This window comes from Pseudomonas costantinii (assembly GCF_001870435.1).
Classification (GTDB): domain Bacteria; phylum Pseudomonadota; class Gammaproteobacteria; order Pseudomonadales; family Pseudomonadaceae; genus Aquipseudomonas; species Aquipseudomonas costantinii.
On sequence record NZ_MDDR01000007.1, the window covers coordinates 13,374 to 29,183 of the forward strand.

The 15,810-nt window shown below is 58.8% G+C and carries 16 protein-coding genes; 7 read left to right on the forward strand and 9 right to left on the reverse strand.

Features of this window, described 5'->3' with window-relative positions; translation table 11 throughout:
- Positions 1-271: 271 nt before the first annotated feature.
- From BFL40_RS05080 to BFL40_RS05090, 3 genes are all read left to right on the forward strand, one after another.
- Positions 272-859: a UPF0149 family protein gene (locus tag BFL40_RS05080; protein ID WP_071482918.1), complete on the forward strand. Its 588-nt coding sequence runs from the start codon at positions 272-274 to the stop codon at positions 857-859.
- A 20-nt stretch (positions 860-879) separates the two neighbouring features.
- Complete coding sequence (locus BFL40_RS05085; protein ID WP_071482919.1) at positions 880-1,281, forward strand: YbaN family protein; 402 nt, start codon at positions 880-882, stop codon at positions 1,279-1,281.
- A 101-nt stretch (positions 1,282-1,382) separates the two neighbouring features.
- Positions 1,383-4,853 (forward strand): hybrid sensor histidine kinase/response regulator, encoded by a 3,471-nt coding sequence (locus BFL40_RS05090; RefSeq protein WP_071482920.1) that lies wholly within the window; start codon positions 1,383-1,385, stop codon positions 4,851-4,853.
- A 58-nt stretch (positions 4,854-4,911) separates the two neighbouring features.
- Here the strand turns inward: BFL40_RS05090 and BFL40_RS05095 are convergent, their stop codons facing one another.
- Together BFL40_RS05095 and BFL40_RS05100 are read right to left on the reverse strand one after the other, a co-directional pair.
- The gene (locus BFL40_RS05095) at positions 4,912-6,276 is read right to left on the reverse strand and encodes a DNA recombination protein RmuC (RefSeq protein WP_174555597.1); all 1,365 of its coding nucleotides are present in this window, start codon (positions 6,274-6,276) and stop codon (positions 4,912-4,914) included.
- A 176-nt stretch (positions 6,277-6,452) separates the two neighbouring features.
- A complete protein-coding gene (locus BFL40_RS05100) occupies positions 6,453-6,776 on the reverse strand; it encodes an SEL1-like repeat protein (protein ID WP_071482922.1) in 324 nt (107 codons plus the stop codon).
- A 458-nt stretch (positions 6,777-7,234) separates the two neighbouring features.
- Here BFL40_RS05100 and BFL40_RS05105 point away from each other — a divergent pair, with 458 nt between their 5' ends.
- The 4 genes from BFL40_RS05105 to BFL40_RS05120 all read left to right on the forward strand — a co-directional run bounded on the left by BFL40_RS05105 (position 7,235) and on the right by BFL40_RS05120 (position 10,408).
- Positions 7,235-7,540 (forward strand): hypothetical protein, encoded by a 306-nt coding sequence (locus tag BFL40_RS05105; protein ID WP_071482923.1) that lies wholly within the window; start codon positions 7,235-7,237, stop codon positions 7,538-7,540.
- A 443-nt stretch (positions 7,541-7,983) separates the two neighbouring features.
- Complete coding sequence (locus BFL40_RS05110; RefSeq protein ID WP_071482924.1) at positions 7,984-8,208, forward strand: hypothetical protein; 225 nt, start codon at positions 7,984-7,986, stop codon at positions 8,206-8,208.
- A gap of 278 nt (positions 8,209-8,486) precedes the next feature.
- Positions 8,487-8,969, forward strand: a complete 483-nt coding sequence (locus BFL40_RS05115; protein WP_071482925.1) for a hypothetical protein — start codon at positions 8,487-8,489, stop codon at positions 8,967-8,969.
- Positions 8,970-9,115: 146 nt separating this feature from the next.
- Positions 9,116-10,408, forward strand: coding sequence for an OmpP1/FadL family transporter (locus BFL40_RS05120; protein ID WP_071482926.1), 1,293 nt, complete (start codon positions 9,116-9,118; stop codon positions 10,406-10,408).
- 65 nt (positions 10,409-10,473) lie between these two features.
- Here BFL40_RS05120 and BFL40_RS05125 read toward each other — a convergent pair whose 3' ends face one another.
- The 7 genes from BFL40_RS05125 to cobU form a co-directional block, all read right to left on the reverse strand.
- Positions 10,474-11,022 carry a glutathione peroxidase gene (locus BFL40_RS05125; RefSeq protein ID WP_071482927.1) on the reverse strand — a complete coding sequence of 183 codons (549 nt, stop codon included), beginning with the start codon at positions 11,020-11,022 and terminating at the stop codon, positions 10,474-10,476.
- 150 nt (positions 11,023-11,172) lie between these two features.
- Complete coding sequence (locus tag BFL40_RS05130) at positions 11,173-12,381, reverse strand: MFS transporter (RefSeq protein ID WP_071482928.1); 1,209 nt, start codon at positions 12,379-12,381, stop codon at positions 11,173-11,175.
- Between the two features lie 54 nt (positions 12,382-12,435).
- Positions 12,436-12,840: a MarR family winged helix-turn-helix transcriptional regulator gene (locus BFL40_RS05135; protein WP_071482929.1), complete on the reverse strand. Its 405-nt coding sequence runs from the start codon at positions 12,838-12,840 to the stop codon at positions 12,436-12,438.
- Between the two features lie 42 nt (positions 12,841-12,882).
- The gene (locus tag BFL40_RS05140; RefSeq protein WP_071482930.1) at positions 12,883-13,611 is read right to left on the reverse strand and encodes an adenosylcobinamide-GDP ribazoletransferase; all 729 of its coding nucleotides are present in this window, start codon (positions 13,609-13,611) and stop codon (positions 12,883-12,885) included.
- 2 nt (positions 13,612-13,613) lie between these two features.
- Positions 13,614-14,189: an alpha-ribazole phosphatase family protein gene (cobC, locus tag BFL40_RS05145; protein WP_071482931.1), complete on the reverse strand. Its 576-nt coding sequence runs from the start codon at positions 14,187-14,189 to the stop codon at positions 13,614-13,616.
- Positions 14,186-15,241, reverse strand: a complete 1,056-nt coding sequence (cobT, locus tag BFL40_RS05150; protein WP_071482932.1) for a nicotinate-nucleotide--dimethylbenzimidazole phosphoribosyltransferase — start codon at positions 15,239-15,241, stop codon at positions 14,186-14,188. Before cobT ends, cobC begins: the two co-directional genes overlap by 4 nt.
- Positions 15,238-15,759, reverse strand: a complete 522-nt coding sequence (gene cobU, locus BFL40_RS05155) for a bifunctional adenosylcobinamide kinase/adenosylcobinamide-phosphate guanylyltransferase (RefSeq protein ID WP_071482933.1) — start codon at positions 15,757-15,759, stop codon at positions 15,238-15,240. Before cobU ends, cobT begins: the two co-directional genes overlap by 4 nt.
- Positions 15,760-15,810: the final 51 nt, after the last annotated feature.

Genomic DNA, 15,810 nt, shown 5'->3' on the forward strand with positions numbered 1-15,810 from the left:
AACTCCAAAAAAGTGCCGAAACCCTCTGTACAGGCTGGCCGAAAAAACACGCGCTCACGGGAAATAATCCGTAAGTGAAGTTTTCTCGGGTTGGTGCTTGGCCTGCAAGGGCATCACAAAACGCGGCAGTATACCCGAGCGTTACCCGGCAAAGGGCGCGGCTGACGAATAGCGACTGCTATCTAAAACCTGGCAAATATGCAGTGCGGCTGGCCTGGGCGCTCAAGAAAGCCTAGAATTCAGCATCGTTTATTCCCAAGGTAGTCCTTCAATGTCCTTCGCTGAGCAACTAACCCGCCTGCAAGCCTTCCTCGACGCCGATGAGCTGCATGACGAGGCGCTGGACTACGTGGCCGCCCACGGCTACCTGACCGCCCTGTCGATCTGTTCCGATATCGTGCCGGACCGTGAGTGGATCGACGCTTTGTTCGCTGAAGAACCTCATTACGCCGACGCCGCCCAACGCGAAGAAATCGAATCCACCCTGCTGGCCCTCAAGGCCCATATCGGTCGCCAACTGGCCTCCGATGAGGAGTTCGAGCTGCCTTGCGACCTGGACCTGGGCGAAGAGCCGGACGACTCCGACCTGCGCGGCTGGTGCATCGGTTTCATGGAAGGTGTGTTCCTGCGCGAAGCCGCCTGGTTCGAAACCGCCGAAGAAGAAGTCAGCGAAATGCTGCTGCCGATCATGGTCGGTTCGGGCCTGTTCGACGATCAGCCGGAATTCTCCGACATCGCCGCCGACGCCAACCTCATGGACGACATGATCGTACAGATCCCGGAAGCCCTGACCGCCCTGTACCTGCTGTGCAACGCACCTGACGAAAAACCGGCGATCCTCAAGCCTCGTCACCACTGAGTCGTTTGCCCGTGACATCCATGGGCAATCGCTCGCTACTCCTGCGTTACGTGTTGCTGGCCATCGGCTGGCTGAGCGTAGCGCTGGGGGTGATCGGTATTTTCCTTCCGGTATTGCCAACCACACCCTTTCTGCTTCTCGCCGCCGCCTGCTTCGCTCGAAGCTCTCCACGTTTCTACCGATGGCTGGTGGAACACCCGCGCCTGGGTCCGTGGATTCGTGACTACCTGGACGGCAATGGCATCCCGCTCAAGGGCAAGGTCTACGCCATCGGCTTGATGTGGTTGAGCATCGGCCTCTCATGCTACTGGGTGCCGCTGCCTTGGGCGCGTGGGTTCATGCTGACCAGCGCCGTGCTGGTGACCCTCTACATCCTGCGTCAAAAGACCCTGCCACCCCGCTCAGAACCCCCTGCGACATAAAATCTCACACGACCTTGGTCGACACTGACTAACCCCAAGCATCATGCGAGACTGTCCAACCGGGCCTGGAATGCCTGGGTGTTCTTATGCTCGGAGTTACCATGACGCTGTCCAGCGGGCTGATCGCCGCCGTTGCCCTGGCCTATATGGCCATTATGTTTGCCATCGCCTTTTACGGTGACCGCCGCCATGCGCCGCTGCCGCCGCGCATGCGTGCCTGGGTGTACAGCCTGTCGCTGGCCGTCTATTGCACCAGCTGGACCTTCTTCGGCGCTGTAGGCCAGGCCGCCGAGCAGTTGTGGGCGTTTTTACCGATCTACCTGGGGCCGGTGCTATTGCTGGTGCTGGCACCCTGGGTGCTGCAGAAGATGATCCTGATCAGCAAGCAGGAAAACATCACCTCAATCGCCGACTTTATCGCCGCGCGCTACGGCAAATCCCAGTCCCTGGCAGTGGTCGTCGCGCTGATCTGCCTGGTCGGCGTACTGCCCTATATCGCCTTGCAGCTCAAAGGCATCGTGTTGGGTGTGAACTTGCTGATCGGCTCCGGCCCCGACACCACTGGCACCCGCGCCCAGGACACCGCATTGATCGTGTCGCTGGTATTGGCGCTGTTCACCATTGTGTTTGGTACGCGCAACCTCGACGCCACCGAACACCACCGTGGCATGGTGTTGGCGATTGCCTTTGAATCCTTGGTCAAGCTGTTCGCCTTTCTTGCCGTTGGCGCGTTTGTGACCTACGGCCTGTACGACGGTTTCGGTGACCTGATCAGCCAGGCGATGCTGGCGCCGCGCCTCGAAGAATACTGGCAGGAGACCATCAACTGGCCATCGATGGTCGTGCAGACCGGCGTGGCGATGATGGCGATCATCTGCCTGCCCCGACAGTTCCATGTGACGGTGGTTGAGAACATCGACCCCCAGGATTTACGCCTGGCCAAATGGGTGTTCCCGGCTTACTTGATCCTCGCCGCACTGTTCGTCATCCCCATCGCCCTCGGCGGCAAAATGCTGTTGCCCGGTTCGGTATTGCCGGACTCGTACGTGATCAGCCTGCCCATGGCCGAAGCCCATCCCGCCCTTGCCGTGCTGGCATTTATCGGTGGTGCATCGGCGGCTACCGGGATGGTGATCGTGGCCAGCATTGCATTGTCGACCATGGTCTCCAACGACATGCTGTTGCCTTGGCTGCTGCGTCGCTCCAGCGCCGAGCGGCCGTTCGAGGTGTTCCGCCATTGGATGCTGTCGGTGCGCCGGGTCAGCATTGTGATCATCCTGCTGCTGGCCTACGTGAGTTATCGGCTGCTGGGCTCTACCGCAAGCCTGGCGACCATCGGCCAGATCGCCTTCGCGGCCGTCACCCAACTGGCACCCGCGATGCTCGGCGCGTTGTACTGGAAGCAGGCCAACCGTCGCGGGGTTTTTGCGGGTTTGGCCGCAGGCACATTCCTGTGGTTCTACACCTTGGTCCTACCGGTTACCGCGAAAAGCCTTGGTTGGTCAGTCAGCCTTTTCCCTGGACTGGCATGGATGCATTCACATCCGTTTGGCTTGTCCGTGACCTCGTTAACCCTCGGTACGGTGTTCTCCCTGGCAGGTAACTTCACGCTGTTTGTCTGGGTTTCGATGCTGTCGCGCACCCGCGTTTCCGAGCATTGGCAGGCTGGGCGCTTTATTGGTCAGGAAATTAGCCAACGTGCCAGCGCTCGCTCGATGTTGTCGGTACAGATCAGCGACCTGCTCAGCCTGGCTGCGCGCTTTGTCGGTGAAGAACGTGCTCAACAGAGTTTTATCCGCTTCGCCTATCGCCAAGGTAAAGGCTTCAACCCCAACCAGAATGCCGATAACGATTGGATCGCCCATACCGAACGTTTGCTGGCGGGCGTATTGGGTGCGTCGTCGACACGGGCTGTGGTGAAAGCCGCTATTGAAGGACGGGAAATGCAGCTGGAGGACGTCGTACGGATCGCCGACGAAGCCTCCGAGGTCTTGCAGTTCAATCGGGCGCTGCTACAAGGTGCCATCGAAAACATCACCCAAGGCATCAGCGTCGTCGACCAGTCACTGAGGCTGGTGGCCTGGAACCGGCGTTATCTGGAGCTGTTCAATTACCCTGAAGGCTTGATCAGTGTCGGCCGGCCGATTGCCGACATTATTCGCTACAACGCCGAGCGCGGCCTGTGCGGGCCGGGCGAAGCCGAAGTGCATGTGGCGCGACGCCTGCACTGGATGCGCCAAGGCCGCGCGCACACCTCCGAGCGCTTGTTCCCGAATGGGCGAGTGATCGAACTGATCGGCAACCCGATGCCCGGCGGTGGTTTTGTCATGAGCTTCACTGACATCACCGCGTTCCGTGAGGCCGAACAGGCGCTGACCGAGGCTAACGAGGGCCTCGAACAACGGGTCACCGAGCGTACCCATGAACTGTCGCAACTCAACGTGGCACTGACCGACGCCAAAGGCGTGGCCGAATCCGCCAGCCAGTCGAAGACCCGCTTCCTCGCTGCCGTCAGCCATGACCTGATGCAACCGCTGAACGCTGCCCGGCTGTTCTCCGCCGCCCTCTCACACCAGAACGATGGCCTGTCTACCGAGGCCCGGCAGTTGGTGCAGCACTTGGACAGTTCGCTGCGCTCCGCCGAAGACTTGATCAGTGACCTGCTGGATATCTCGCGCCTGGAAAACGGCAAGATCAATCCACAGCGCCAGCCTTTTGTACTCAACGAGCTGTTCGACACCTTGGGTGCCGAATTCAAGGCGCTGGCCCAAGAACAAGGCCTGCGCTTCCGCCTGCGCGGCAGTCGACTGCGAGTGGACAGCGACATCAAGTTGTTGCGGCGTATTCTGCAGAACTTTCTGACCAACGCGTTCCGCTATGCCGACGGCCCAGTGCTACTCGGCGTACGCCGACGCAAGAACGAACTGTGCCTGGAAGTCTGGGATCGCGGCCCAGGCATTCCGCTGGATAAGCAGAAGGTGATTTTCGAAGAGTTCAAACGCCTGGACAGCCACCAGACCCGCGCCGAGAAAGGCCTGGGCTTGGGCCTGGCGATCGCCGATGGCCTGTGCCGCGTGCTGGACCATAAGCTGAGCGTGCGTTCCTGGCCGGGCAAGGGCAGCGTATTCAGCGTGCGCGTGCCGTTGGCACGTAACCAGGCCAGCCCATCGGTCAAGGCCACGCAGGACAATGGGTTGCCATTAAGCGGCGCGCAGGTGCTGTGTGTGGATAACGAGGAAAGCATCCTGATCGGCATGCGCAGCTTGTTGACGCGCTGGGGCTGCGAAGTGTGGACCGCCACCGACCAGGCGCAATGTGTAGCGCTGCTGGCCGATGGCGTACGCCCCCAACTGGCGCTGGTGGATTACCACCTGGACCACGGCGAAACCGGCACTGAGCTGATGGGCTGGCTACGGGCGCAACTCGCAGAACCGATTCCGGGGGTGGTGATCAGCGCCGACGGGCGTCCGGAGATGGTGGCTGCGGTGCATGCGGCGGGAATGGATTATTTGGCCAAGCCGGTGAAACCAGCTGCACTAAGGGCGTTGCTCAGCCGACATTTGCCGCTGTAAGAAGACTTCACTCAATACCCTGTGGGAGCTGGTTGCCTGCTCCCACATGGACAGCCCCCTACTCTGGCAAATGCGCCACACCGTCTTCATCAGTCATTGCACGCTCGAGCAGATCAGCAGGCAGGCTTTTGCTGGCGCGAGCACCGAGCAACCTTAATTGCTCAATTCGACTGACCAGATTTCCGCGTCCATCCGTCAGTTTGTTTCGTGCCGAACTGTAGGCCTTATCCAACTGTTGCAGGCGGTTGCCGACTTCATCCAAATCCTGAATAAACAGCACGAACTTGTCGTAGAGCCAGCCGGCGCGCTCAGCGATTTCCCGGGCGTTCTGGCTCTGGCGCTCCTGCTTCCACAGACTGTCGATCACCCGCAGGGTGGCCAGTAAGGTAGTGGGGCTGACGATAACGATATGACGGTCAAAGGCTTCCTGGAACAGGTTCGGCTCGGCCTGCAGTGCGGCTGAAAAAGCCGCCTCGATCGGCACGAACAGCAGAACAAAATCCAGGCTGTGCAAGCCTTCCAGGCGTTTGTAATCCTTGCCCGCCAGCCCTTTCACATGATTGCGCAAAGACAGCACGTGCTGCTTGAGAGCGGCCTGACCGATCACGTCATCATCCGCCGCAACGTATTGTTGATAAGCCGTGAGGCTGACCTTGGAATCGACCACCACCTGCTTGTCACCAGGCAACATGATCAACACGTCCGGCTGAAAGCGCTCACCGTCCGGCCCTTTGAGACTGACTTGGGTCTGATACTCGCGGCCCTTCTCCAGACCGGCATGTTCCAGCACCCGCTCCAGGATCAGCTCACCCCAGTTACCCTGGGTTTTCTGGCCCTTGAGGGCACGGGTCAGGTTGGTGGCTTCGTCCGACAGGCGCAAGTTCAATTGCTGCAGACGCTCAAGCTCCTTGGCCAGAGAGAAGCGTTCGCGCGCTTCGTTCTGATAGCTTTCTTCGACCCGCTTTTCGAAGGACTGGATACGCTCCTTCAACGGATCGAGCAACTGACCCAGGCGCTCCTGGCTGGTTTCGGCAAAGCGCTGTTCACGTTCGTCGAAAATCTTCCCGGCAAGCTCCGCGAACTGCGCACGCAGTTCGTCCCGCGAGCCTTGCAAGTCAGTGAGACGTTGTTGATGACTGTCCTGTTGTTCACGCAGCTCAGCGCGCAGCGCAGCTGACAGCGCGTCGAGACGCCGCAGCTCGGCTTCCTTCGCATTGCGGTCGAGATTCCAGGCATGGGCCGCATCACGGGCGTTATCGCGGTCGATTTGCAGCAGCTCGACTTCACGGCGCACGGCGGCCAAGTCGGCCAGTTTGGCGACGTTGGCCTGGCTCAGATCGCTGATTTCGTCACGACTGGCCTCAAGCTGAGCGGCAAGCCCTTCCTGGGCCAGTTGCGCAGTGGCCAAACGCTCTTCGAGCAGTTCCCATCCGGTCATGCGCGCGCTCAGCCGCCGTTGAATCTGCCAGCACACGGCCAATAAAGGCACCGCAGCACCCGCGAGTCCCAAGGCAATGCTGGTCCAGTCAAAAACCATAGCCATTTCTGCCATCACCGAAAAAGAGCAAGGTTAACGGAGCACAGGGGGCCCTGGACAGCTCAGTCTTCGACCTGCCCCAGTTCGCGCTGGGCGCGGCGGTCACCGGCGCGGGCGGCCAGGCGCAGCAGGTCGTGGCCGATGCGGCGATCGCGCGCGTTGCCGCACTCGCGGCACATCAATTGACCCAGGCGGCTTTGCGCGGCGACCACACCTTCACGGGCCGGCTGCTTGAGCAGGCGCCCAGCGAAGTGTTTGACGTTGGAGTTGTGCCCCAGGCGCGGGCTGTCAAGTAGCCACAAGGCGACCTTCAAGGAGAAGCGCTTGGGTGCGGTAACAGTTTGGGGGAGGTCGGTAACAGAAGGTGATACTGAGCGAAACTTCATAAAGCACTGTGGGACAGAACGGAAGGCGCGCCACTCTACTCTTTTTTTCGTACAGGTAAAGATGAAAAAAACCTGCACGCCCGTTCTAGAGCAAGCGCTCGGGACAATCCACAGAAGCTGTGGATAACTCAGTGGACAACCCTCCTTTAACTCGCTCAAAGCCCCATGGAATGGGGGCCGCAGTCAAACTGACGATTTTTTCACCAATAAAAAAAAGCGATATTTTTCATTGACTTAAATTTTCATTGCAGGCAAATGGCGACGCTTCCAAGCAGTTGACAGAGTGGTTACATACCTCGCAACTAATGTGCACAAGTACCCACCCACTGGTTATATCGCCGGTGCTTTTTGCTTCAACGCACCGGAAAGATGTTACCGGTAGGCTAAACCAAGGGACTATTCAAATCTGTCCCGGCTCGCCACACTGCCCCACCGACAACGTAACCATGTAAGGGCTGATGAAAGGAATCTTGTTATTCGCTGTGTTGCTGCTGGCTATCTGCGCAACCTCACTCGGAATCAATGCGGCACTGCCCTCCCCCGACGGCGCACTATTTGCCATCGCCATCCTGCTTTCGGCAGCGTTTACCGCAGTGAGCCTGTGCATCGAGTTAGGTGACGGTCGGATCAATGACATGCGTGACGTGATGAAAGTCATCGAAACTGGTCGCTCGTTACGCCTGACCCTCGCGGCTTATGGGCTAGGCTGCTCGGTGGCCGCAGCCGCCACAGTGCTGATCTATCGCGGACTGTTGGGCGGCTGATTGAAGTTTTTTGGTTAGCACACTTCCCTTCCTTGTTTCAATCCGTTACTATCCGCGGCGTTAGTACCAAGCTGAAAGTCAATTCTGGTCGAATAACTCCCCTGAACAACACGGGATCGACCACCTCGATGGTTTCCAGGTATTTCTTGCGACGACACTGCCTTTGAACAAGCAAAGGGTGCCGCCAAGCTTCAATACTCTGACCGAACCAACCTGCAAATTGATCAGGATCTTCACCCCGGGCCCAGAACCTTTGCCCCTGTTGTGTTGCCTGCCCTCCTAAGTACCTACCTGCCAGCCCAAGCGCGCCTAACTTATCAGCGCTTCAAACTGGCTGCTTTGTTCCAGTCGGGTTCTTCGTTTGATCAATGGTGATCAACGTTACTGGAACGTTTTAACGTTGCACGGTTCTTATCCGTGTCATTTGTAGGAACACCAATAATATGTCCACTCAAATCCACACTCAGGATGCCATTCGCACCCTCACCAATGCTTTTGCTCCAATGAACTGCCTGATCATGGCCGCTCGCAAAGGCTGCTTCAGCTTCACCCTGGTCAACGAACACGGCATCGCTCGTCACAGCGAACGCCTGTACCCCGATCAATACTCCAGCGCAGAACCGCTGCAGGCCGTGATCGAGCGTACCCGTCAGGCACTGACTGCCTGATCGACCCGAGTCGCTGAAACACAAAAAACCCTGTTTAAAAAACAGGGTTTTTTATTGCCTGAAATTCGGCTTTGGAGCGTCTGCACTAAGTTCCAATAGATATAAACGTTATAACTAAATGAAGAAGATGTTTTAAAAACAGTCCTTTACATCATAAATATGACACTACACTTCAACTCAAGCGGCATGATCCGCTTACGACGAGCCTGAGATCCGATCCACAGCTGCCAAGCCCCCTTCTCAGGCATCGTCGACCACTTTCATGGATTGAGGCTTGTATGGGTATCGCCGCCAGCGAATTGTGTCGTTATGTGATCAGGCCGACGTTGCTTTATCTCGGCTGCCACAACCCGACAGCTGAGTCTCTGCTGCTGGGCATTGCCGCCAGCCAGTCTGAACTTGGCTCCGCCCTGCATGATCGGCGCGGCCATGGCCTGTACAGCATCACCGAACCTCGCCACCGCGCCCTCTGGGACGATTACCTCGCACTGGACCCAGAACGTGCCAGCCTGGTTCGCGGCCTGGCCAGCCAGCATGCGTTCCTCAGTGCCCCACAGTTGGAACTGACGGTCAACTTGCGTTACGCCACCGCCATCGCCTGGCTGCTTGTCGAACAACATCGCCCCGCACTACCACCGCCTGACGATGTACTGGCCATGGCGCGTATCTGGAAAGAAATATTTCACCCTCAAGGTCGACTGCGAGATTTCGCCCAAACCTGGAAAACCTGTGTTTCACCCATGAATCAGGTCACTTGTTGATCAGGCGTTTTGCAAGATTCGGCTAAAAACGCTTATTTTGGTCTGATTGTCCTACAAAAAGGCTCTATCTCCTGCATTTCAGCCTATAGCGCTAACTTCAATTTATTGTTACTTTCCGCAGCGGTGATCACCACGGAGTTCTAATAATGAAAAAAGTAATGCTCAAGACCACACTTAGCCTCGCCGTTACCATGGCATCCTCCCAACTGTTCGCAAGCGGCTTTGCCCTCAACGAACAAGACGTCGCCGGTATGGGTACGGGTTTCGCAGGCCGCTCTTCTTCTGCCGATAACGCAAGCACTGTCTACGGTAACCCTGCCGGTATGGCTCGCCTCGAAGGCCAGCAAATTACGGGTGGTGTTGCAGCGATTGACGCTACATCGAATATCAAAGATGCCAGCGGTACAGCTCGTGGCTCCAACAAAGGCGACATGGTGCCTTTCACTGCTGTGCCTTTCGGCTTCTACACCAACAAACTCAACGATCAGTGGGCTATCGGCTTTGGTGTTTACGCACCGTTCGGCCTGAAGACTGACTACGAGCGTGGCTTCCAAGGTCGCCCTTTCGGCAACAAAAGTGAAGTGGCGGTCATCACCTTCCAGCCGACTGTCAGCTATGCCTTCAATGACAAGGTTTCGATCGGTTTTGGTCCGACCATCAACCGCATCTCCGGCACTCTGGAGTCGCAGCCGAACCTGGCAGGCGTTGGCCTGGTGGGCAGCGGCGACAACAAAATCAAGGTTAAAGGTGATGACACCGCCCTCGGTTTCAACGCCGGTATCCTGGTACAAGCCACAGACACCACGCGTGTCGGCCTGACCTATCACTCGGAAGTGAAGTACAAGCTCGAAGGTCATACCGACGTCACTCCAGGCGCAGGCGTTCCTTCGTTCCTCCTCGGTGCAGGGCGCTACGATGCTTCGTTGAAAGTTGACACCCCTGAATCCTGGGACGCATCGGTCACTCAAGACTTGAACGACGCCTGGAAGGTATACGGTGGTGCAACCTGGACTCGCTGGAGCCGCCTGAAAGACATTACCGTCAACAACGAAGGCGTGACGACAGCTGGCGGTGCACTCGCACCTCGCATCGTCGGCCAGATCTCAGAGCCACAGAACTGGCACGATACCTGGGCCTATGCCCTGGGTACTTCGTACCAACTCACCAAGCAAGTGGTACTGCGTACCGGTCTGACCTTCGACCAGTCGCCTACCAACAATACTGATCGTTCGCCGCGCATCCCTACTGGCGACCGGACCATCTTCAGTGTTGGCCTGGGTTACGCAGTGATGGATAACATGACCGTCGATGTGGCTTATTCCTACCTCAAGGAAGAAGCTGTCACGGTTAATAAAACCAACGCACTGGGCCAGAACTACAAAGCCAAGTACGAGAACAGCGCCAACGGTTTCGGCCTGGGCGTAACGTACAAGTTCTGATCTAACGCTGCATGAAAAAGCCCCGCTCTCCTGCAAGGGAGGCGGGGCTTTTTAGTGCGCGATAATCAGGGCTTGGAAGCCAACGCCTCTTCCACCGCCTTGATCAAATCCGGGCTGTCCGGCTTGGTCAAACTGGAGAAGCTGGCGATCACCTTGCCCTGGCGATCGATCACGTACTTATAGAAATTCCACTTCGGCGCACTGCTCTGCTGCGCCAGGACCTTGAACAAGTGCACCGCATCCGGGCCTTTGACCTTCTGCGGCTCGGTCATGGTGAAGGTCACGCCGTAATTCACGTAACACACCTTGGCGGTCTCTTCGCCGGTCTTGGCTTCCTGCTTGAAATCATCGGACGGCACGCCAATCACTTCCAGCCCCTGGCCTTTGTAGCGCTGATACAAGGCTTCGAGACCTTTGAATTGCGGGGCGAACCCACAGAAGCTCGCGGTGTTGACGATCACCAGCGGCTTGCCGGCAAAGCGCTGGCACAGGTCAATGGATTCCTTGGCCCGCAGCTTGGGCAATTGGCCCTCCAGCAACGGCGGGCAATTGGCAGCCATGACCACACTGCCAACAGCCATCAGGACGGGTACAGCGAGCCAACGCCTCAACATGTCGAAAGTCCTTGAGTCAGTTCAGACACAGAACTTAACAGATCGCCATACCCAACTGCATCAACGCAAGACCACCTTGCTGCCAACCCCACCAGGCCAGCAGCAACAGGACCAGCATTGCCGGGATGGCCAACCACCTCAAAGTCACACTCATGCTGCCTCCATCTGCGCCTGCAATCGCGCCACCGGTCGCTCGCGCACCGGCCAGTTAAGGGCCGCAGCGAGCAGGCTCAACAGAATCGCCACCTGCCAGATCAAATCGTAGCTGCCGGTTCGATCATAGACCACCCCACCCAACCATCCGCCGAGGAACGAACCGAGCTGGTGGAACAGGAAGACGATCCCACCGAGCATCGAGAGGTTTCGCACCCCAAACAATGTTGCGACGGTGCCGTTGGTCAGCGGCACGGTGGACAGCCACAGGAAACCCATGGCCATGCCGAACAGGTAGGCTGTGACTTCAGTCACCGGCGCCCACAGGAACAGCGCGATCACCACCGCGCGCAACAGGTACAGACCGGTGAGCAGGCGCGGCTTGGACATGCGTCCACCGAGCCAACCGGCGGTGTAAGTGCCAAGCACGTTAAACAGACCGATTAACGCCAGCACCGTGGTGCCCACCGTCGCAGGCAAATGCTGGTCCACCAGATAGGCCGGCAGGTGCACACCGATAAACACCACCTGAAAACCGCACACGAAAAATCCGAAGGCCAGCAACCAGAAACCGGAGTGGGAGCAAGCTTCCTTTAATGCTTCGCGCAGCGTTTGCTGACCGACCATGACCGGCAGCGGTTTGTCCTTAAGCATCGCCACCAGCGGCAAGATCAACGCCACCATCATGCCCAACGCCAATAATGCAGCCGACCAACCCAACCAGCCAATCAAGCCCAAGGTGCCTGGCACCATGGCGAACTGGCCGAACGAACCCGCAGCGCTCGCGATGCCCATGGCCATGCTGCGTTTTTCCGGCGGCACGGCGCGGCCGACCACACCAAGGATGACCGAGAACGAGGTGCCCGACAGGCCAATACCAATCAGCAAACCGGCACTCAACGACAACGACCACGCCGAATCGGACATCCCCATCAGAACCAGGCCCACGGCGTATAACACCCCGCCGACAAACACGGCTTTGGTCGCGCCGAAGCGGTCAGCCAAGGCGCCGGTAAACGGTTGAGCCAAGCCCCAAATCAAGTTCTGCAAAGCGATGGCGAAGGCGAAAGTCTCACGCCCCCAGCCGAATTCGGTACTCATGGGTGCCAGAAACAGGCCGAAGCCATGCCGCACGCCCAGGGACAACGCCAGAATCAGCGCACTCCCCAAAAGAACCCAGCCGCTGGTGCGCCACATCGAAGTCATTTCTTATTCTCCGCTCGCGGGTATATACCCGCTTGTATTCGAACAAACTCCCCTTCAGGCGAGTTCATCCAGCAAGGCCAACAGGGTTTCGCGTTTTTCCGCGCCCAGTTGATCGATCAATTTCTGCTGTGCCGTTTCCCAAGCCGGCAACGCGGCGGCCAGTCGTTCTTCGCCGGCTTCGGTCAACAGCACCAAGCGGTTGCGCAGATCATCGCCTTCGACCAACTGCACCAGACCTTCACCTTCCAGTACCCGCAGGTTGCGCCCCAAGGTACTGCGATCCAGGCCCATGGCTTCCGCCAGACTGGAAATGCTCGGTTGGTCGAGGCGCTGCAGGTTACACAGCAAAGAATACTGGGCGACGTTGATCCCGAAGCCGTCAAGGGCGCCGTCGTAATGCCTGCTGACGCCACGGGCGGCACGACGCAGGTTGGTGCATAAACATTGGGAGGCAAGCATAGAGCGTGTATATACCCGGGATTAAGGAAATGCAAGAAAGTGTTACAGAACCAGCCCAATCAGAACGGCCACTTCCAGCAGCTCCAGCAGAGCACCAGCAGTGTCGCCCGTGGTGCCGCCAAGACGATTGACCATCAACTGGCGCAGGCCGATAAAGCACAGCGCTGCGATTAAAACGGCGATGCCGCCACTGAAACCGCCTATCAGGATACAGGCCAGACCGCTGAGGATCAGTACCTGTTGGCCGACGATCCTCGGTAAATGATCCGACAGCGCCTGGCCCAACCCACCTGCACGCACGTAGCGTGTTGTAAGAAACAACGCCAGCATCGAAGCACGTCCGATCAGTGGTGCGAGGATCAGCGCCATGCCATTGTGCTGCTCGATCAACGCCACCAACGCAGTGAACTTGAGCAGTAACACCAAACCCAAGGTGACCACGGCTATCGGCCCGCTGCGCGGGTCTTTCATGATGCTCAGCGTGCGCTCACGATCACCGAAGCCACCGAGCCAGGCATCCGCGCTGTCCGCCAGGCCGTCCAGGTGCAAACCACCACTGAGCAGCACCCACGCCGTCAGCAGCAGCGCAGCGTGCAGCAGCAGCGGCGCGCCCATCAACGCCATATTCAGGCCCCACAACAGCAGCCCGAAGAGCAAACCCACCAACGGGTAGAACAGCAGCGAGCGCCCCAGTTCCTGGGGCTGTGGCATGCCAGGCAAACGAATCGGCAGGCTGCTGAGAAATTGCAGGGCGATCCAGAACGGCAGCATCGTCAGATTCCTTCCTTCAGCACGCCATCGGCCGCGACTTGCAGGCTGAACAGCCCACCGTGACCGACCTCGACATTCAGCAGTTGCTCTCGGGGCAAGCCGCGCGCACGTGCCAGCAACAGACGCATCACCCCACCATGGCTGATCAGTAACACGCGCTCACCAGCATAAGCCTGATGCAAACGTGAGATGGCACCGAGAACACGCGCAGAAAAGTCGCTGACAGGCTCGCCCTCAGGCGGCGTAAAACTGTAGGGATCAGCCCAGAACAGGCCGAGCCCTTCGGCGTCGGTTTCCATCAAGGCAGCCGCGCTGTGCCCTTCCCAGGCGCCGAAATGCAGCTCCTGCAGATCTTTTTCCAGGCTTACCGGCACGTTGAGCCGAGCGCCCAGCTCATGGGCGAACAGTGCACAACGCTGCAGCGGTGAGCTGATCACTCGGTCCCAGGGCCCCTGCTCCACCACGACGGCACGCATCTGCTCCCAGCCCTTGGCGGTCAGCGCATCATCCAGGCTGCCGCGCAGACCACCACCCAGCTCGGTTTCGCCGTGGCGCAGCAGGTCCAGATGCAACGTCATGCCGGACGATCTGCCACGGCCGCCTCGGCGAACGTCGCCATCTGCCCGTGCAGCGCACACGCCAGGCGCAGCAATGGCACCGCCAACGCCGCGCCACTGCCTTCGCCCAAGCGCAGACCCAGCTCCAGCAGCGGTTCAGCTTCAAGACTTTGCAGTACATGACGATGGCCAGGTTCAGCGCCACGATGACCAAACACCAGCCACTCGCGGCATGCCGGGTTCAGGCGCGTGGCAACCAGCGCGGCGACGGTGCAGATAAAGCCATCCACCAGCACCACAATGCCTTCCTGCGCACAGGCCAGATACGCACCGACCAAGGCGGCAATTTCAAAACCGCCGAGGTTGAACAGCGTTTGCAACGCATCACCCCGCTGCCCGGCATGCAATGCCAGCGCGCGCTCGATAACGGCAACCTTGTGACTGACACCCTGTGCGTTCAACCCGGTGCCGGGGCCTGTCAGATCAATGACCTGACAATCGAGCAAAGCACACGCCAGCGCACTCGCCGCCGTGGTGTTGCCGATCCCCATCTCACCGCCGATAAACAACTGCGCACCGTTTTCCAATGCCCGACGCACGCTGTCACGCCCGGCTTGCAACGCGAGACGCCCTTGAGCTTCGGTCATCGCCGGGCCATTCACGAAGTTGGCCGTGCCCGCGCCAATGTTCAGGTGACGCACGCCCGGCAAGCTCAGCGACGGCGTAACCGTACCGAGGTCAACCACTTCCAGTTGCGCATCCAACTGCCGCGCCAACACGCTGATGGCCGCACCGCCGGTGACAAAGTTGTGCAGCATCTGCCCGGTCACTTCTTGAGGGAAGGCCGACACGCCTTCCGCGACCACACCATGGTCACCGGCGAAGATGGCGACCCACAGCTGATCCACCGAAGGTTTGACCTTGCCTTGCAGGCCAGCCAACTGAACGGCCAGCGCCTCCAGTTGGCCGAGCGAACCGGCGGGTTTAGTCAGTTGCTGCTGGCGCGCCAGCGCCTGTTCATGCGCCGAGGTATCGATTGCTTTGCACGGGCTCAGCCACCAGGTGTCAGTCATAACGCAGTACCTTTCAAAGTCAGGGGCAGGCCGGCAACAGTCAGGACAACACGCTGACACCGCTCGGCCAAGGCTTGATGCAGCCAACCGGCTTCATCGACATAGCGGCGAGTCAATTCGCCCAGCGGCACGACACCCAGACCGGTCTCGTTGCTGACAAAAATGATTTCACCTGGCAGCGAGGCCAGGGTTTCAAGCAGGTGATCACGCTCAAACGCCAAGCGTTCCGGGCTATCGAGCATCAGTAAATTGGTCAGCCACAGGGTCAGGCAATCCACCAGCAAGCAGCGATCAAGCGCGGCGTTTTCGCGCAACACCCGCGCCAGCTCAACAGGCTCTTCGATCAAACCCCAGGCTTCAGGGCGACGCTGACGATGCTGGGTGACACGCTCATTCATTTCGCCGTCCAGCGGCTGGCTGGTGGCGATATAAATGACGGGCAAACCACTTTCACTGGCAAGCTTTTCGGCGAGGCGACTTTTGCCGGAACGGGCGCCGCCGAGGATCAGTTGGAGCATGGGATAACACCTTGTTTCGCCGGTCGGATTTTCAAGACTGGTCCGCTCCCA